At 68.7% G+C, this 17,680-nt stretch carries 15 protein-coding genes and 3 pseudogenes; 4 read left to right on the top strand and 14 right to left on the bottom strand.

Going from position 1 to position 17,680, the window contains the following annotated elements:
- Nucleotides 1-102: 102 nt before the first annotated feature.
- The 4 genes and pseudogenes from ABZ826_RS07770 to ABZ826_RS07755 all read right to left on the bottom strand — a co-directional run bounded on the left by ABZ826_RS07770 (nt 103) and on the right by ABZ826_RS07755 (nt 2,942).
- Nucleotides 103-894: a DUF4253 domain-containing protein gene (locus tag ABZ826_RS07770; RefSeq protein WP_361443783.1), complete on the bottom strand. Its 792-nt coding sequence runs from the start codon at nt 892-894 to the stop codon at nt 103-105.
- Nucleotides 895-1,219: 325 nt separating this feature from the next.
- Entirely contained in the window at nt 1,220-1,885 is a 666-nt protein-coding gene (locus ABZ826_RS07765; protein WP_361443780.1) for a 1,4-alpha-glucan branching protein, read from the bottom strand.
- Between the two features lie 24 nt (nt 1,886-1,909).
- Nucleotides 1,910-2,161 (bottom strand): DUF397 domain-containing protein, encoded by a 252-nt coding sequence (locus ABZ826_RS07760; RefSeq protein ID WP_361443777.1) that lies wholly within the window; start codon nt 2,159-2,161, stop codon nt 1,910-1,912.
- Nucleotides 2,158-2,942: pseudogene (locus ABZ826_RS07755) on the bottom strand (helix-turn-helix transcriptional regulator). Before ABZ826_RS07755 ends, ABZ826_RS07760 begins: the two are co-directional and overlap by 4 nt.
- 151 nt (nt 2,943-3,093) lie before the next feature.
- Between ABZ826_RS07755 and ABZ826_RS07750 the strand changes: the two are divergent.
- Nucleotides 3,094-3,279, top strand: a pseudogene (locus ABZ826_RS07750) (ATP-binding protein); the annotation flags it as partial.
- A gap of 2 nt (nt 3,280-3,281) precedes the next feature.
- Here the strand turns inward: ABZ826_RS07750 and ABZ826_RS07745 are convergent.
- The 5 genes from ABZ826_RS07745 to ABZ826_RS07725 all read right to left on the bottom strand — a co-directional run bounded on the left by ABZ826_RS07745 (nt 3,282) and on the right by ABZ826_RS07725 (nt 6,883).
- Nucleotides 3,282-4,031 carry a DUF2071 domain-containing protein gene (locus tag ABZ826_RS07745; protein WP_361443774.1) on the bottom strand — a complete coding sequence of 250 codons (750 nt, stop codon included), beginning with the start codon at nt 4,029-4,031 and terminating at the stop codon, nt 3,282-3,284.
- Nucleotides 4,028-4,360, bottom strand: a complete 333-nt coding sequence (locus tag ABZ826_RS07740) for a metalloregulator ArsR/SmtB family transcription factor (protein WP_361443771.1) — start codon at nt 4,358-4,360, stop codon at nt 4,028-4,030. Before ABZ826_RS07740 ends, ABZ826_RS07745 begins: the two co-directional genes overlap by 4 nt.
- Before the next feature lie 82 nt (nt 4,361-4,442).
- Nucleotides 4,443-4,907, bottom strand: coding sequence for an ATP-binding protein (locus tag ABZ826_RS07735; RefSeq protein ID WP_361443768.1), 465 nt, complete (start codon nt 4,905-4,907; stop codon nt 4,443-4,445).
- Nucleotides 4,908-5,189: 282 nt separating this feature from the next.
- Nucleotides 5,190-5,597 carry a hypothetical protein gene (locus tag ABZ826_RS07730; RefSeq protein ID WP_361443765.1) on the bottom strand — a complete coding sequence of 136 codons (408 nt, stop codon included), beginning with the start codon at nt 5,595-5,597 and terminating at the stop codon, nt 5,190-5,192.
- An 878-nt stretch (nt 5,598-6,475) separates the two neighbouring features.
- Entirely contained in the window at nt 6,476-6,883 is a 408-nt protein-coding gene (locus ABZ826_RS07725; RefSeq protein WP_361443762.1) for a hypothetical protein, read from the bottom strand.
- A 172-nt stretch (nt 6,884-7,055) separates the two neighbouring features.
- On the opposite strand from ABZ826_RS07725, the pseudogene ABZ826_RS07720 reads away from it, so the two are divergent.
- Nucleotides 7,056-7,490: pseudogene (locus ABZ826_RS07720) on the top strand (sigma factor); the annotation flags it as partial.
- Nucleotides 7,491-7,700: 210 nt separating this feature from the next.
- On the opposite strand, the gene ABZ826_RS07715 reads toward ABZ826_RS07720, so the two are convergent.
- Nucleotides 7,701-8,387, bottom strand: a complete 687-nt coding sequence (locus tag ABZ826_RS07715) for a hypothetical protein (protein ID WP_361443837.1) — start codon at nt 8,385-8,387, stop codon at nt 7,701-7,703.
- A 217-nt stretch (nt 8,388-8,604) separates the two neighbouring features.
- Nucleotides 8,605-10,371 carry an arginine--tRNA ligase gene (gene argS / locus ABZ826_RS07710; protein ID WP_361443759.1) on the bottom strand — a complete coding sequence of 589 codons (1,767 nt, stop codon included), beginning with the start codon at nt 10,369-10,371 and terminating at the stop codon, nt 8,605-8,607.
- Between the two features lie 188 nt (nt 10,372-10,559).
- Here argS and lysS point away from each other — a divergent pair, with 188 nt between their 5' ends.
- Nucleotides 10,560-12,332, top strand: a complete 1,773-nt coding sequence (gene lysS, locus ABZ826_RS07705) for a lysine--tRNA ligase (protein ID WP_361443756.1) — start codon at nt 10,560-10,562, stop codon at nt 12,330-12,332.
- Nucleotides 12,333-12,450: 118 nt separating this feature from the next.
- Here the strand turns inward: lysS and ABZ826_RS07700 are convergent, their stop codons facing one another.
- The 3 genes from ABZ826_RS07700 to ABZ826_RS07690 form a co-directional block, all read right to left on the bottom strand.
- Nucleotides 12,451-13,851, bottom strand: a complete 1,401-nt coding sequence (locus tag ABZ826_RS07700; protein WP_361443753.1) for a DUF2637 domain-containing protein — start codon at nt 13,849-13,851, stop codon at nt 12,451-12,453.
- Between the two features lie 324 nt (nt 13,852-14,175).
- Complete coding sequence (locus ABZ826_RS07695; protein WP_361443750.1) at nt 14,176-15,012, bottom strand: DUF3558 domain-containing protein; 837 nt, start codon at nt 15,010-15,012, stop codon at nt 14,176-14,178.
- 292 nt (nt 15,013-15,304) lie between these two features.
- Nucleotides 15,305-16,177 carry a DUF3558 domain-containing protein gene (locus ABZ826_RS07690; protein WP_361443747.1) on the bottom strand — a complete coding sequence of 291 codons (873 nt, stop codon included), beginning with the start codon at nt 16,175-16,177 and terminating at the stop codon, nt 15,305-15,307.
- A gap of 170 nt (nt 16,178-16,347) precedes the next feature.
- Between ABZ826_RS07690 and ABZ826_RS07685 the strand changes: the two genes are divergently transcribed.
- Nucleotides 16,348-17,541: an RtcB family protein gene (locus tag ABZ826_RS07685; RefSeq protein WP_361443744.1), complete on the top strand. Its 1,194-nt coding sequence runs from the start codon at nt 16,348-16,350 to the stop codon at nt 17,539-17,541.
- The last annotated feature ends 139 nt before the right edge of the window (nt 17,542-17,680 follow it).

The raw sequence follows: 17,680 nt of genomic DNA, 5'->3' as shown, positions 1-17,680 counted from the left end.
TGTCGGAACGCCCGAATACATCCAGTATTCGGGCGTCCCTCCGCCTTGCGATGCACCGCATCTGACGCCGCACGCTGATCCACCAGGGATTACGGACAGCCCTTAGTCCCACCAGAACGACCAGGTCTCCTGGTTCAGCACCATCTTCTCGGCGTAGACGTCCAGGTCGTACGGCGGGCTCTGGTTGATGTTGTCCGGGCAGAACGCGAAGTGCTCTGCGGCGAGTGCCCGTGCCTCCGCCAGGGTGGTGGGCGGCCGTCCGACCGAGACGGTCAGGGTGTCGAAGCCGATCACCACGACCCGTATGCCGAAGCGGTCCTCCCAGGAGCGGAGGACCGCGCAGAGCCGGGCCACGTCTTCCTCGTAGTTCACCGGGCCGGACCAGCCGATCGCCGCCGGGATGTCCGCGCTGCGCCGGGCCGGGACGAGCGCCGCCCGCGTACCGGGGAACCAGCCGTCCGGGCCGGCGCACTCGTCCGCTATCGCGGCCGCCAGATCGTCCGGCTTGTCGGGCCCGTCGGCAGCCGGGGAGGGTGCCAGCCCCGGCCACTCGTCGGGGGAGGCGTCGAGCTCGTCGGGTGCGCAGTCCGCCCAGTACTCGCCGAGCACCTCCTCGGCGTCGTGATCACCGGGGTACGACGCACTGTCCGGGATGAGATCCCAGGTCTCGGGCCACTGGTCGCGTCTCCCGCCGTCGATCAGCACGGGAAGCAGCCCGACCGGCCGTCCTGCGGCGCGCATTGCGGCCCATGTCCCGGGGGACGCGGGCTCGTCGGCGTACCAGAGCAGCGGCTCGTGCCACGGCCCGTCGATCGTCGCGTCGACCAGTGCGCCGGGCGGGAGTTGGACCCCGGAAGTGGCCAGGGAAGGAAGCGGATTCGGGAGCGTCGCCATGTCCGCGACTCTAGACGCGGCCACTGACAGCGGCCGGGCGCGGGCGGTCTTTGGACGCCTTCGGCCGCCCTGCCCTCGCTCGTGGGCCGGCCGCAGGGCTCCGGCCTCGCTGCGGGCCGCCTCGGCCGCGTGGGACTTCCGCAGTACGGCCAGGGTCTTGCCCCGCATCCCCCGTCGTCCGCGCGCCGGTCGGCCGTCGGCCGCCGTCCCTTCGGTCACCTCCTCGTGGTGGTGATCCGGGAGGGCGGCGACCGACGGCAATGGGACGTCGCGTTCCGAGCGGGCCGCCGTTCGGAACCGGCGCGGCGCGGTGAGGCGGTTGGGACTAGGGGTGCGCGTGGACGACGACGAACGCGGTGCGCGCCGCAGTACCGTCGGGCAGCGGCACGTCCGCGGTGACGTGACCGAGCGCCTGCTCGTCGGTCTCCTGGCCGGGGCGGAGAACGCGGTTGATGTGGATGGTCAGCCGACGTTCGTCGGGTGCTGTCTCCACGAGGAGGTCCGTACCGTCCGGGTCGTCGGTCACGGTCGTGGAGGCGAGCGCGGCCTTGGCGCCGGTCTCCGCGAACCAACCGGTGACGGACGGGTCGGGGGTGTTGCTCGTGCTCTGCATCTGCGGCTCGGCCTCGCCGACGACGAGCGCGAGGAGCTGGGCGACGAGGACCGGGTCACGCGTCCCGTCGTACACCCACCGCTGCCCCAGCACCCCGTGCTCGGTGGTGCCGATGAGCGCTTCGTCGGCGCCCGCGATCGGTGCGCCGCGGTAGCTGAACGGCACCTGGTATGTAACCGGGTGGTCGCCCGAGGTGTCGGTGACCGCCATGAACTCGATGCCGACTTCGCCCTCCGGGTCGTCCAGCCGGAATCCGCCGGACTTCACCAGTCCGGGCTGCTGTCCCGCCTTGCCGCGGTACCAGGGCTGCTCGGGCAGCCAGGTGGTGAGCAGTTCCAGCTTGGTGGGCGTCAGTGTGGTGCGGTGGATGACAGCCATGGCGGTGGTAACCCTTCCGTGGGCTCAGGCGAGACGCCGGTCGGCGGCGAAACCGGCGAAGGCCGCCCAGGTGGTGGGCGCGACGGTGAGCGTGGGGCCGTCGGGGTTCTTGGAGTCGCGGACGTGGACGGCGGCAGGGTGGGCGGCGATCTCGACGCACTGCCCCCCTTCCCTGCCGCTGTAGCTGGACTTGCGCCATTCGTAGGCGACTTCAAGGCATTCGCCGCCGTCGCTGCCGCTGTAGCTGGACTTGAACCACTCACGTGCGGTGCTCATTGGTCTCCTAGCAGATGGTCCAGCAGGTCCCTCGTCTCCTCGGTGTTGAGGGCCTGCGTTCGCAGCATCGCATACCTCTGCGCAAGGATGCTGATCTCATCGGGGTCGGAGATGAGTTGGCTGCCGCGCTGCGTTTCGGTGTAGGCGATGCGCTGGTAGTCCGGAGTCTCCAGCAGGATGAATGGCCCGTCGAGTCCTGCGTGTATCTTGCGGCCGAGCGGCAGGACCTGGAGCGTGATACCTGGCAGATCGGTGCACGCGCGAAGATGACGCAGGGTCTCGCAATACACCTCCTTGCCTCCGAGGCGGTCGCGAACAATGGACTCGGAGATGACGAAGCTGGTGGTCGGAGGCACTTTGCGGCGCAAGAGTTCCTGACGTTCCAGGCGCTTGTCCACATGTGCGTCGATCTCTTCCCCGCTGACGTGGGGACTCGGCTGTCGAAGACGGCTCGTGCGTAGTTCTCGGTCTGCAGCAGGCCGGGCAGAACCTGGTTCGCGAAGAAGCACAGAGCCAGTGCCGCCCGCTCCAGATCCATGTACTGCTCGGCCCACGCCGGAATCAGATCCACCTCCGGCATGTTCTCCACCGCGGTCTCCAGCGCCCCCTTGGTCTCCAGCAACCCGTCCAATCGACGGGCCAGTTCCGGCAGCAGCGCGCGTCTGCCCTGCTCGATGGAGGCGATCGTCTCCACCTGGTGGCCCACCCGGTCCGCCAGTCGGGCCTGGGTCAGACCGGCCGCGGTGCGGAACACGGCGACCAGTTTGCCCACGAGTTTCATTGCCGACGCGTTCTTGCGCTGCCGCTTCCTGGGGTGCATACGGATCGAACTCCCACCTACGTGCGTACGTCACGCGCGCACGACCCGTACAAGAAATCCGTACGGGTGCGCATACTGCGGCAGCGTAGTCACGGAGTGTGACTCTCGTCCCATGGGCGAGACGATGCAACTCACACTGCTGCGTGAGCGGGTCTACCGGCGTGAGCGCCGATCGGTCCCTGCGGCACGGGAGTTCGTGCGGGAGGCCGTAGCCGACTGGGGGTTCGGTGCGCGGCTGGATGACGTACTGCTGTGTGTGAGCGAACTGTCGACCAATGCGCTGGTGCACGGTTTCCCGGCTCAGTGACTCGGGCTCGGTGACTGAACGCCGGCAGCCATGGTCGGGAGTGGCCGCCAGCCGGCGGGGACATCCCGCATGACCAGAGCGCAGTCCAGGGTGGCGCTCCCCAGCGGGAAGCGGTCCGGGGCGTCGAAGAAGGAGGACGCGGCGGAGCGGATCCGGCCGGCCTCCACGCGCCACGCATTGGTTTGAAGTTCCATGCCGTCCAGGTGACGGCTGGACCTGGTGGCGGAGAAGCCCTTTGTCCCACCTCGGAAGAAGCGGGACGCCTCTGCGAGATCGGCGAAGAGCTTGCTGCCTTGCAACTCGTCGGACAGTTCGACGGTGACATCCACTCGCGTGTCGCCGTCTCGGGTCGCCAACGCGACACGCACCTGCCGGGGTGTCTCGTGCACCTGGAAATCCGCCATGCCGTGTTCGCCGGGGAAGACACGGCCTCCGGCCCAAGCGTTGAGCCGCGAGGCGGTGTCGCGACGTGGGATGTAAACGCCGGTCTCCACGCCGTCCGGTCCGTCCCATTCGACGGCGATCCGGTGCGCCACGTTCTCACTCCGCAGCCCGAACGCCGCGGGCGCCCAGGTCGGTCGAACACCTCCCAGGCGCAGGAGGCAGATGCCAGCGACTGCGTAGCCGTGCACCACATGGGGGCGCAGCGGCTCGGGGAGCAGGCGTGCCGCTGCGTCCGGGGCGACCCGGTAGTTCACCAGAAGCCGTCGCTCAATGACGCTGGACAATCGCAGCTGCCTCATGACCCCTCGCTCTGCGCCCCGGGGCGCCATTTGGTGTGGCGCAGCACGATCTGCTCGGGGCAGACGGTGCTGAGGAACCGGCCGACACTGATCGCCAGGCGATCCTCGGCCAGTGTGTAAAGGATCCGGTTGCCCTCCCGGCGCTCGGTGACCAGGCCCGCTCCCTTGAGCACGCCGAGATGCCGTGAGATGGAGGGCGCGCTGATCGGGAACCTGCCCGCGATCTCGCCGGCAGCAAGCTCGCCACCTCTGAGGTCCTCAAGGATCTGCCGCCTCGTCGGATCGGCGAGGGCCCGGAAGGCTCCTGTCTCGTCCTGAGCTTCTGTCATGGTTTATATTTAGCACCTTGGCTAAATGTCTAACAACCGCCTCCCACAGCCACCTGCGCTTGTATCGCGCGGCGGGTGGACCTCAGCTCTTGACGGCCTCTGCGATCTGCAGGGCGGCCTCGGAGGGTGTGAGGTGCGTGGTGTCGACGACCTCGGCCTCGCCGTGCAGCCACGTGCGGGCCGCCTCGGCGTACGGCTCAAGGTATTCGAGACGGAATGGGGAGGGGCCCATAACGGTGTCCCCCTCGATGCGCCCGCGGAGGGTGTGCTGGTCGGCGTGGAGGACGAAGTGTCGTACCGGGATGGCATGGTGGGCGAGGCCTGTGCTGATCTCGCGCCAGTACTGCTCGACCAGGACAGTCATGGGGATCACCAGAGTGCCGCCGGTGTAGTCGAGTACGTGGCGGGCGGTCTCGACGACGAGCGGCCGCCACGGCGGCCAGTGCTGGAAGTTGCCCGTCCAGGGCAGCCCCGGCGTGATGTCCATGAGTGTCTCGCCGACCTTCTCGGCGTCGAACACCCGTGAATCCGGGATCAGCTGCTGCACGAGTGCACTGGTCGTCGTCTTGCCTGCGCCGTGGGTGCCGTTGAGTCATACGATCATGGAACCCGACGCTAGCGCTGTGCGGGCCGTGGGAACAGGCGCAGTGGAAATCCGGTACGGCTGCGGCGTGCGGCCGTTGGAGGAGTGGGGTCCTGGCGGGATCGTGTGGAGCGCGATCGGCCGGACCGGCGCCTTCGGGGGGCCCGTGGCCGGGCGGATCCGGCTGGGAGGTGAGGAGAGGGGCCGCGCCGCGCGTGCGCAGGGTGCGGCCCCTCATCCGGTCCGTCAGCTGTGGATCGTCACGCAGGCCTTGGTGCCGGGGTAGTTGTTCCAGTACCCGCAGACCTTGCTGTTGTTCGCGGCGTTGAGGCCCCACTTGAAGCTGATGGTCTTGGTCTCGACCCGCGCGGCGCTCACCGTCGCGCCCATGTAACCGCCGGAGCCGTCCGTGAAATCAACCCGCGCGTAGTCCGTCCAGGCCCGGTTGTTCGACTTCTTGCTCAGCGATACGCTGTCGACCTTCAGGCCCGTCCCGGTGACGGTTATGCATACCGATCCGGAGCCGTCGGTGGATCCGGCATTTCCGGTGCAGCCGGTGGCCGTGAGCGGCTTGACATCGACAGCCTGCGCGCTGCCAGTGAATGCGATAGTGCTCATGCCGATTGCCGCCATGAGGGAGAGGGTCTTCTTCATCGAGCGATCCTCCATCTTGTTCGCAAATAGGTTCACGAAACCGAACCATGGAAGATCCACTCCTGACAGCTACTTTCTGGCCATCCGGATCTGGCTGCTTTCCGGCTGGCGCTGCGGTGGAGATCGGTGGATGCGCTGTCGGCGTTGCCGATCGGGTGTGCAGTGAGGCCTGTGAGGGGTGGTGGTCAGGGCGTGGCATCGCACGGGTTGGGTCGGACGAGGGGCGCCGCGTCCAAAAACCATCGGCCACCCTTCTGTTTTACCTGCCATGAAGTGCAGAGCCTCCCTCCCTCTTTCGTTGCCCCTGAAAGGGTCAGCACGTGAACTCCTCGGTGGTCGCCGATGGATACTTCCAGTCGACTCGGCTTGGCGTCCTCAAGATGCGCCAAATAGTCTTTCGTGTAGGAGTCGCCGACGCTGTTCTCCGTAAACAGGTCATTCAGGGCGTCTGAGTTTCCCTCGTTTATGTATTCCCATGCCTGAGTTTTGAGATCGCTCTGTGAAGGTGCCCCGGAAGGCGCTTCGCGGGAAATCTCGAACACGACCCCTCCGACCCATGCAAGGGTCACTCCGAATACGACGTACGGTATCCAGCGTCCGTTCTTCTTGCTGAGGGTCCGGGTCTGTGTTTGAGGCATGTCGATGACTGATCCCTTTCCGAGCCGACGGCGGAGGGGCATTGCCGGCAGCGGGCGGTACGAAGTGGCGGAGTTCCCGGTGGACGGGTTCTCGACCAGATCACCACGCCTCCCAGGAGCTTCGCGTGCCTGCCTACCCTTCCTCGACCGGTCTGTCCAGCCGACCCTTGTGCCATCCGGCCGCGCAACTCATCGTGCGGCGGCGGCTCGTGGAGGTGGCGACCGTCGTTCGCGTGGTGGTCACGACCGGTTGCCGGAGCGCTCCGACAGGCGGGCGTACAACACCTGGCCGAGCGCCAGCACGCTCAGGCCGAACATCAGGACACCCAGGGGGACATGGAGCGACGGCATGTGTGCGATGCCCAATGCCACCTGCACCGAGGCGAGTACGAGGAAGCCGGACGCGTACAGGATGGGGCGGGGCGCCCCGCCGCCCGGCCGCCACGCCAGGATCGCGGCGAGCACGTACAACATTGACGCGCCGTACATCACGCGTGCTCCGACGCCGTGCAGTACCTCGCCGTGGGACGAAGAGAGCAGCAGTCCGGCGGTGACCGCCTGGAAGAAAATGGCCAAGGTCTGCAGGGCGATCGCGACCTGCAGGAACGAGAAGCTGCGCTGTTCTGCCGACGTCGTCTGTGTGGCCATGGTGTGGTCCCCTCTTCTGCCTTGCGGCGGTGGGTCGGTAGCGTCTCGCTGGTCCGACGACGCAGGCCCCCGAAATGTGAGGCGAAGGGCCGGCCTCACAGTTCCGGTGGGGTGTTTCGTCGAAGTGGCGAGAGCGGAGGCCGACGAAGACAACGAGGGAGCGGTCGCGACCATGAGCACCCCATCCGAAGCGGGCGATGACCGGTCCGAGCTGGACCTGAGCGTGATCGTCGGCGAGCGACGTCAGCTGATCAACCTCGCCTATCGGCTGCTCGGTTCGCTGGCCGAGGCCGAGGACGCCGTGCAGGAGACCTACGCCCGCTGGTACGCGATGTCGCGGCAGCAGCAGGAGGCCATCGAGTCGCCCGGTGCCTGGCTGACGACGGTGGCCACCCGCGTCTGCCTGGACCTGCTCGGCTCGGCGCGGGTCCGGCGCGAGCGCTATGTCGGCGCTTGGATACCCGAGCCGTTGCCCGACCGCACGGAGTGGATCAGCGGGCCGGCGGGCGGCGGCGGGGCCGAGCCGGCCGATCCTGCCGACTGGGTCACCTTGGACGAGTCGGTGAACATGGCCTTCCTCGTCGTACTGGAGTCGATGACGCCGGCCTGCCCTCGGCCGAGACCTGCGAATACACCGCCCGACAGCTCGCGGGCGACGCCGACGCGGACACGGACCTTCAGGACGATGTCGCCTACGAGCTGGCGTGGGCGGCCATGCTGCGCCTGCTGGACCGGGTGGCTCCGGACTACCGGGACTGAGAGGGAGAATCTTCGAGGCTCTTCGGGCAGACGAGGCTCTTCGGGCAGAGGGGTCGGGTCAGAGCTTCTTGGCGCAGAGGACGCGGTCGTTCCTGACCTTGTCCGCGTCGAAGAGCGGATTCTCGGTGAAGACGGCATCGGCCTTGTAGTCGCACGGATCGCTGAAGCCGCCCAGGGGGATGTCCTCAAGGATCTTCGTGATCCTGTAGGTCGCACCGCCCTTCCTGCCCTTGGTCCGGCAGGCGACCTCCTCGACCGCGTCGCCGGTCTTCGAGCCACCGCGCACGCAGTCGCCGATCTCGATCCTGGGGCCGCCGCCCCCGCCGGGGTCGCCGGGGTGCGGAGGCTTCAGATTGCGCATGCAGGCGTAGCCCTCACCCGTCACGCGCGTGCCCTCCAGAAAGGCGAGACTGACCGGCACTTCGATCGCGAAGTCGGTGTGCTCCGAACACGCGGTGGCCGAAAAGGGCTCGGAGATGCCGATGTCCGCCCGGTCGATGACCTTGGCGACGGCGTCGGGATCCTTGCAGGGAACCTCTCGGTAGGCCTTCGGCCGGCCGGGCACGGGGGCCGCGCACTCGTTCTCGGCGAGGTACTCCGTGCCGTAGGACGGGTTCACACTCGGGGTCGGCGAGGCGGTCGGGCTGCTGGATCCGGTGTCCGACGCGCGGTGATCCGACACCTTGCCGCACCCGGTGATCAGCACCAGCGGGACGGCTGCTGCGATGGTCGCGGTGGCCGCCACCGCGACCCGTGTGCCCGATGCCGCCGGCCTGTCACCACTCGTCGTCCGCACCACGCCCCCTCGGCTCTCGATCTCCGAATTCTCCGATCTACTGCCTGTGGGAACAGCGAGTTGGCAGCCAGGAGAGCGGTCGCGGCGAGGGCGGTCCGACACGGCCCGTCGGGTGACCGAGGAACGGTCACCCAACGGGCCGGGTGCGTAGAGGTGTGGCCGGGGCTCAGAGGCGCTCGGGGGTCCTGATGCCGAGCAGCTCCATGCCCTGGTGCAGGGTGCGGGCGGTGAGGTCCGAGAGGAAGAGGCGGTTCTCGGCCACATCGCCCGGCACCTCGGGCTTCAGCACCGGGCACTGGTCGTAGAACGTCGTGAAGAGCGACGACAGCTGGTAGAGGTACGAGGCCAGCTTGTGCGGCTCGTACGCGGCGGCGACCTCGGCCACGATCTCGCCGAACTGGTCCAGGTGCAGGCCCAGCGCGCGCTCGGCCGGGGCCAGCTCCAGCTCCGGGTGCGGCTGGGACTTCAGTTCGCCGGCCTTGCGCTTGATGGAGCGGGAACGGGCGTGCGCGTACTGGATGTACACGCTCGTGTCGCCGGTCAGCGACACCATCTGGTCCAGGTCGAACTTGTAGTCGCGGGCGGCCGACGTCGACAGGTCCGCGTACTTCACCGCGCCGATGCCGACCTGCGTGCCGCGCTCGGTGATCTCCTCGTCCGTGAGGTCCTGCGCCTTCTCGCGCACGACGGCGGACGCCCGGTCGATCGCCTCGTCCAGCAGGTCCGCCAGCCGGACCGTCTCGCCCTCACGGGTCTTGAACGGCTTGCCGTCCTTGCCGAGCACGGTGCCGAAGGCGAGGTGCGCGGCCTTGACGTCCTCGTTCAGCCAGCCGGCCCGGCGGGCCGTCTCGAAGACCATCTTGAAGTGCAGGGCCTGCCGCGCGTCCACCACGTACAGCAGGGTGTTCGCCTTGAGGTTTTGGACCCGGTCGCGGATCGCGGAGAGATCCGTGGCCGCGTAGCCGAATCCGCCGTTCGACTTCTGCACGATCAGTGGCACCGGCTCGCCGTCCGTGCCCTTGATGTCGTCGAAGAACACGCAGAGCGCACCCTCGGAGCGGACGGCGACGCCCGACTCCTCCAGGAGGCGGCAGGTCTCCGCCAGCATGTCGTTGTAGCCGGACTCGCCGACGATGTCGGTGTCGCGGATCTCCATGTCGAGCTTGTTGAAGACCGAGTAGAAGTAGATCTTCGACTCGTCGACGAAGCGCTGCCACATGGACAGGGTTTCCTCGTCGCCCGCCTGGAGCGCGACGACCCGGTCCCGGGAGCGGGCCTTGAACTCCTCGTCGGAGTCGAAGAGCGCCCGCGAGGCCTTGTAGAGCCGGTTCAGCGAGGACATGGCGGCTTCGCCGTCCGCCGCGCCGCCTTCGTGGGCCAGCTCGCCCGGGTGCTCGATCAGGTACTGGATGAGCATGCCGAACTGGGTGCCCCAGTCGCCGATGTGGTGCCGGCGGACCACGGTCTCGCCGGTGAACTCCAGGATGTGCGCCATCGCGTCACCGATCACCGCGGAGCGGAGGTGACCGACGTGCATCTCCTTGGCCACGTTCGGCTGCGCGTAGTCGATGACCGTCGTGCCCGCGGCGCTGTTGTACGGCACACCGAGCCGGCCCTCGTCGTCCGCGTCACGCGCGGCGAGGGTCTCGATGATCGCCCGGTCGCTGAGCGTGACGTTCAGGAAGCCGGGGCCGGAGACCTCGATCTCCTTGATCAGGCCGCCCGCCGGGATCGCGGCCGTGACCTGGGACGCCAGCTCGCGCGGGTTGCCCTTGAGCTTCTTGGCCAGGGCCAGGATGCCGTTGGCCTGGAAGTCGGCCCGGTCGCTTCGTCGCAGCAGCGGGTCCGCGGCGCCGGCCTCCGGCAGGGCTGCCGTCAGGGCGTCCACCAGCTGCTGCTGGAGCGTGGAAGCGAGGGAATTGACCGAGGCCATGGGCTGGCTGCCGTTTCCGTAGGGGTTCAGGGTCGCAGCACAGAGCTGCGAAGGATCACACCCAGTATTCCACGGCGGGTAAAGCCGTTTTCGCGCTGCCGGGGGGACCTGGGAGAATGGGCGGTGCCCCTACGAGTCCCACAAGGGTCGTTCCTACGAGTCCCACAAGGCAGACAAGAGAGAAGGACGTGCAGACCGTGGCTCAGAGTCAGAGCAGCACCGAGACCGACTGGGTCTCCCGCTTCGCGGACGATGTCATCGCCGAATCGGAGCGTCGTGCGCCTGGCAAACCGGTCGTCGTCGCGTCCGGCCTCTCCCCGTCCGGCCCGATCCACCTGGGCAACCTCCGCGAGGTCATGACCCCGCACCTGGTCGCCGACGAGATCCGCCGCCGCGGGTACACCGTCCGGCACCTGATCTCCTGGGACGACTACGACCGCTACCGCAAGGTTCCGAACGGCGTCCCGGGTGTCGACGAGTCCTGGGCCGAGCACATCGGCAAGCCGCTGACCTCGGTGCCCGCCCCGGCCGGGTCCACGCACCCGAACTGGGCCGAGCACTTCAAGGCCGCCATGACCGCCTCGCTGGCGGAGCTCGGCGTCGAGTACGACGGCATCAGCCAGACCGAGCAGTACACGATTGGCGCGTACCGCGAGCAGATCCTGCACGCGATGAAGCACCGCGCCGACATCGACGCCGTCCTCGACCGGTACCGGACGAAGAAGGACCCGGCGGCGGGCGCGGCGGGCGGCAAGGGTGGCAAGAAGCCGCAGCAGCAGAAGAAGGCCGACGAGGCGGAGCTGGAGGCCGAGGAGGGTTCCGGCGCGGCCGGCGAGGACGACGGCAGCGGCGGCTCGGCCGGCTACTTCCCGTACAAGCCCTACTGCGGCAACTGCGAGAAGGACCTCACGACCGTCACGTCGTACGACGACGACAGCACCGAGCTGAACTACACCTGCACGGCCTGCGGCTTCGCCGAGACCGTCCGGCTGAGCGAGTTCAATCGCGGCAAGCTGGTCTGGAAGGTCGACTGGCCGATGCGCTGGGCGTACGAGGGCGTGATCTTCGAGCCGAGCGGGGTGGACCACTCCTCGCCGGGCTCCTCGTTCGTCGTCGGCGGCCAGATCGTCCGCGAGATCTTCGACGGCGTGCAGCCGATCGGCCCGATGTACGCCTTCGTCGGCATCTCCGGCATGGCGAAGATGTCCTCCAGCAAGGGCGGCGTGCCGACCCCGGCCGACGCGCTGAAGATCATGGAGGCGCCCCTGCTGCGTTGGCTGTACGCGCGCCGCAGGCCCAACCAGTCCTTCAAGATCGCCTTCGACCAGGAGATCCAGCGGCTCTACGACGAGTGGGACTCGCTGGCGCGCAAGGTCGCCGACGGCTCGGTGCTGCCGGCCGACGCCGCCGCGTACGCGCGGGCCATCGGTACGGCCGCCGGTGAACTGACGCGTACGCCGCGCCCGCTCCCGTACCGCACGCTCGCCTCGGTCGTCGACATCACGGCCGGACACGACGAGCAGACGCTGCGCATTCTCAGCGAGCTGGACCCGGAGAACCCGCTGACCTCGCTGGACGAGGCCCGGCCCCGTCTCGACCGCGCAGAGAACTGGATCACCAGCCAGGTCCCGGCCGAGGCCCGCACCATCGTCCGCGACGAGCCGGACAAGGAGCTGCTCGGCTCGCTGGACGAGCAGGGCCGGGAGTCGCTGCGGCTGCTCCTGGAGGGGCTGGACTCCCACTGGTCGCTGGACGGACTCACCACGCTCGTCTACGGCGTGCCGAAGATCCTTGCGGGCCTGGAGCCGGACGCCAAGCCGACGCCCGAGCTGAAGGCCGCGCAGCGGTCGTTCTTCGCACTCCTGTACCGGCTGCTCGTCAGCCGGGACACGGGGCCGCGGCTGCCCACGCTGCTGCTGGCCGTGGGGGCCGACCGGGTGCGGAAGCTGCTGGGCGCGTAGAGGTTCTGGCACGGAGGGCCGTCACCCGGTGATTCGGGTGACGGCCCTCCGTCGTTGCCGACTCCGTCCGTCCTCGGGTGCGGGACCGACCGGCGGCGTGGTGAGGCGTGACGCGTGACTACGCGATGTGGTCCGCTTCGAGTTCCGCGTGGTAGCGGTTCTTGAACTCCGGCATCAGGCGGCGGATCAGCGCCGCGCTGCGCGGGTGCCTGATGTTGTGGCCGTCCGAGACGTGTATGTCCAGGGCCTCGACACTCGGGAAGTCGTGGTACTGGTTCACGAACGCCGCGAACGCCTCGTAGGCGATCTCGCCGAACTCCGCGTCCTCCTGCGCCCACTCGGCCGGGTCCGGGGCCGGGTTCTGCGCAGGGTCCTGGGCCGGGTTCTGCGCCAGGTCCTTCTGGGGCTGCTGCGGCTGCTGCTCGTCGTCACGGGGCGCCGGCCGGGGTTCCGCGGAGCGGGGGCCCGGGACGGCACCGATCGTGCCCACGCTGCCCAGGGGGCGGGTGCGGCCGCCGGGGCCCAGCGGGACCATGACGGGAGTGGGCTCCAGGCCTTCCACGTACGTCGGGTCGTACGCACTCTCGTACGCGTCGTCGGGCACATGGGGAGCCGCGAACCACGGGCTCTCGTGCGAACCGGGGCCCTCCTGGGGCCACTGCTCGGCAGCGGCCGGGTCGGAGGGGTGCGTGTGCTGCTGCTGGTGCGACTCGTGCTGCTGGTGCTGCTGCGTGTGCTGCTGCTCGGGGTGGGCCCCGGCGTACGGCAACTCGGGCTGGTACTCGTCGCCTTCGGCGGCGGCCAGGGCCGGGGCGGGCGGCAGCAGGGCCGGTTCGATGCCTGCGGCGGCGAGGCCGGCCGCACCCGTGTCGGCCAGCGGGACGCCGTACTTCGCCAGGCGCAGCGGCATCAGGGACTCGATGGGTGCCTTGCGGCGCCAGCTGCGGCCGAAGCGGGCCTGGAGGCGGGCCTGGTAGATCAGCCGGTCCTGTTCGAGCTTGATGACCTGCTCGTACGAACGGAGCTCCCAGAGCTTCATCCGCCGCCAGAGCTTGAACGTCGGCACGGGCGAGAGCAGCCAGCGGGTGAGCCGCACGCCCTCCATGTGTTTGTCGGCGGTGATGTCGGCGATCCGGCCCACGGCGTGCCGGGCGGCCTCGACAGAGACCACGAAGAGCACGGGGATGACCGCGTGCATGCCGACGCCGAGCGGGTCGGGCCAGGCCGCGGCGCCGTTGAAGGCGATCGTCGCGGCGGTCAGCAGCCAGGCCGTCTGGCGCAGCAGCGGGAACGGGATGCGCATCCAGGTCAGCAGCAGATCCAGGGCGAGCAGGACACAGATGCCCGCGTCGATGCCGATCGGGAAGACCAGCGAGAAGTTCCCGAAGCCCTTCTGCAGGGCGAGTTCGCGCACCGCCGCGTACGAACCCGCGAAGCCGATCGCGGCGATGAGCACCGCACCGGCGACCACGAGACCGATGAGTATCCGGTGGGTGCGTGTCAGCTGCATCGCGGCCACCCGCGTTCCCCTCCCCGTTTCCCGTATCCGACGTCGCGCGTCGACGTTCCGCGCCGATGTTCTGCTTCGACGTTCTGCGTCCACGTTCTGCTTCGACGCCTTGGTTCGGCGTCACGCTCCAACGTCTCGCTGAGACGTCCTGCTTCGACTTCTGGCGGGCACAGCCTGGCACATGAGGGTGCGGCATGTTGCGCGGGGAGGGGCGAAGCCCGGTACTCGGGGGAGTACCGGGCTTCGCGAATCCGCTTTCGAGCAGGGGCGTTGGGGCACGCCGGGCCCCGCTCGCCGGTCCGGCCCGGTCCGGCCCGATCCGAGCGAAGGACTCTAGCTCGTCTTCTTGTCCGTGGCCTTTTCGCCGGCCTTGGGCGATTCACTCGACTTGGGGGAATCGTCCTTCTTTGCTGACGCGTCGGGCTTGGCCGACCCGCTCGGCGCGTCCGGCTTCGCACCGGCGGTGGCGACCGAGGCCACCGTCTCCTTGGCCGCCTTCTCGGCGCCCTTGAGGATGTCGTCGGCGGACGGAGTCTTCGCGCCCGCGTAGCCCGCTCCGTTGTAGGTGAGGGTGACGACGACGTTCCCCGTGCGGGCCACGACCGTCGCGTACTTGAAGTCCTCGCTCGTCTTGGTCAGGTCATACGTGATCTTGGTGGCCTGCTCGCCGATGCCGGCGACGGGTGCCTCGGCGACCTTCTTCGCCCCCTCGGCGGCCTTGACCTTGATGATCTGCTTCGCGTAGTCCTGCTGCGCGCGCTTGGCGCCGCTGCCCAGGGACTGGTCCGAGTCGAAGCGGGTGAAGCCGACGTCGAGCCAGCGGTACTGGGAACCCTTCACACCGTTGTCGTCGAGGCCGTTCCAGGAGCAGCCGGTGCGGTACGCGGTGTCGCTGGAGCCGGCGGGCGCGCCGCCCGGGGCCTTCGCCGCGGGGACCAGGGAGGTGACCGTCTTCTTGCCGATCGACTTGCACGGGTCGGGCAGCGCGCTGAATTTCGCCGGCTCGACGCTCGGTTCCGACTTCTTGGCGTCCGGCGAAGCCGTGGACGACGAAGCCGAACCCGAGTCCTTCTTGTCGCCGGAGTCCGACGAGCAGCCGGCGACGACGAGCATCACCGGAACGGCGGCGCAGGCGAGTATGCGGGCGAGTCGCGGGGCTGAACGGTGCATGGTTCCTTCACTCGGGTGGCGCGGCGGGCGGGCTGCCAGGTGGTCGGGCTGCCTGGTGGTCGGGTCGGGCGGGTCTGCGGGGTGCCGGGTGGCCGGGGCGGTCGGGTGCCTGGTGGCCGGGGCGGACGGTCTGGCGCGGGCGGTCGGTGTTCGGGTGGATGCTCCAGTGGGCGTTCGGGGGCCTCCGGAGGCTTCGGGGGGCCTCCCGGAGGGCCACGGTACGACGGACGGCGGCCGGGTGCGGCACTCGGTGGGCATGGACGCCGCCCTGCCGGGGGTGCCCCGCGCACGGCTATTCGCTGAACTTGTCGACCAGCTTCTGGGCCAGCGTCCTGGCTGTGTCCTGCAGTTCCTTGCTGTCGGGAACCACGGTGGAGGTGGTCGGCTGCTCGGTGTACTCGACGGTCACGATGACGTTCGATGTGCGGAACACCACGCTCACCGTGCGGTGCTGTGCGGTGGAACCTGCCCGGGTGAGCAGATCGTCCACAAATGCACTGTCTCCGAGGTCGTCGAGCGTGCGGGGCAGAACGCTCTCGTCGGCGCCGTCGGACGTGCTGGCGTCGGGCGTGCTGCCACCGGCCGTGTCGCTGCCGCCGTCGGTGTTTGCGCTGTCGCTACTGCCCGAGGTCTTGTCCTCGGAGGCCGGGCCGGACAGGGCGTGCGAGGCGGAGCCCGACGCGGAGTCCGAGGAGGTGGGCTCCCCCTTCTCCGTGCTGCCGGGCGAGGCGGAGGGCGAGGCCAGGCCGGCGGCGGTCTCCTTCTTCGTGTACACCTCGCGGGCGCGGTCGTCGTCGCTCACCAAGGGGTCGTAGGACACGACACGCTCGAAGTCGACGAAGAGGGTGTGCGAGGAGTCGGAGGCCTCGGACTTCCAGTGGCAGCCGACTCGGCGGTCGGTGTCGTAGGTGACGGTGGCCGCGCCCTCGTACACCTTCTTCTGCTGGTCCTCGGGGAGTTCGGCCGCGCCCGGGAGCACGTCCTTCAACGTGGACGACGGAATGGCCCGGCAAGGATCGGGAAGGGTGCGGTACTTGCCGGGGGCCGCCGCGGCGACGGTCGCCTCGCCGGGCTTGCTGTCGGCGGCGGAGCCACCGGTTCCGGTGCTGGAACTGCAGCCGACGGCGAGCGCTGCCAGTAGCGCGGTGCCGGGTACGTACGCCATTCGTCGCACGGTCCTGGGCTCCCTTCGTGCGAAAAACGGTTGCCGCTCGATGGCGACCGGTGGACACAATGTGTATCGCACGCGCCGCTGTGAATGCCGGTCGACCGACTCATTTGCCGACCTTGGCACCGGTTTTGCACTTTCAGACTTTTCGGGGGAATCGAGGGGCTATGTCGTACGTAGAGGTGCCGGGCGCGAAGGTCCCGATCCGTATGTGGGCCGACCCGGCCTCGGTCGAGGACGTTGCGATGCAGCAGCTGCGCAACGTGGCCACCCTGCCCTGGATCAAGGGGCTCGCCGTGATGCCGGACGTCCACTTCGGCAAGGGGGCGACGGTCGGTTCGGTGATCGCGATGCACGGTGCGGTGTGTCCGGCGGCGGTGGGTGTGGACATCGGTTGTGGAATGTCCGCCGTGAAGACCTCCCTGACGGCCGATGACCTGCCGGGCGACCTGTCCCGGCTGCGGTCGAAGATCGAGCAGGCCATTCCGGTGGGCCGCGGCATGCACGACGACGCCGTGGACCCGGACCATGTGTACGGCTTCCGGGCGCCGGGCTGGGACGACTTCTGGGGGCGATTCGGCAGGGTGGCCGACGCGGTCAAGTTCCGTCAGGAACGTGCCACGAAGCAGATGGGAACGCTCGGATCGGGCAACCACTTCATCGAGTTCTGCCTCGATGAGTCCGGGGTGGTCTGGCTGATGCTGCACTCCGGATCGCGGAACATCGGCAAGGAACTGGCCGACTTCCACATCGGACAGGCGCAGAAGCTGCCGCACAACCAGGACCTGATCGATCGGGACCTGGCCGTGTTCATCGCCGACACCCCGCAGATGGCGGCGTACCGGAACGACCTGTTCTGGGCGCAGGAGTACGCGAAGTACAACCGCGCCATCATGATGGCGCTCTTCCAGAACGTCGTCCGCAAGGAGTTCAAGAAGGCCAAGGTCACCTTCGAACCGGTCATCTCCTGCCACCACAACTATGTGGCGGAGGAGCGTTACGAGGGCATGGACCTGCTGGTCACGCGGAAGGGCGCGATCCGTGCGGGTTCTGGTGACTTCGGGATCATCCCGGGCTCGATGGGCACCGGCTCGTACATCGTGAAGGGCCTCGGGAATGAGAAGTCCTTCAACTCGGCCTCGCACGGCGCCGGCCGGAAGATGAGCCGGAACGCCGCGAAGCGGCGCTTCTCGACGCGTGATCTGGAGGACCAGACGCGGGGCGTGGAGTGCCGCAAGGACTCCGGCGTCGTGGACGAGATTCCGGCTGCGTACAAGCCGATCGAGCGGGTCATCGAGCAGCAGCGGGACCTGGTGGAGGTCGTCGCCAAGCTCAAGCAGGTCGTGTGCGTGAAGGGCTGAGCCCCTCACTCACGGTTGGACGGAGGCCTCCGGGCGGCAGGACCTCTGAACGGGAGAGCCTCGGACGCGGGTGGTGCGTCCGGGGCTCCTCGGCGTCCGGCTGCGCGGCGGGTGTCCGCGTCCGGCTGTGCGGTGTCCG

The sequence above is a fragment of the Streptomyces sp. NPDC047515 genome, assembly GCF_040643055.1.
Taxonomy (GTDB): domain Bacteria; phylum Actinomycetota; class Actinomycetes; order Streptomycetales; family Streptomycetaceae; genus Streptomyces.
The sequence above is the reverse complement of the archived record's forward strand: the minus strand, read 5'-3'. Positions and strand labels throughout refer to the sequence as shown.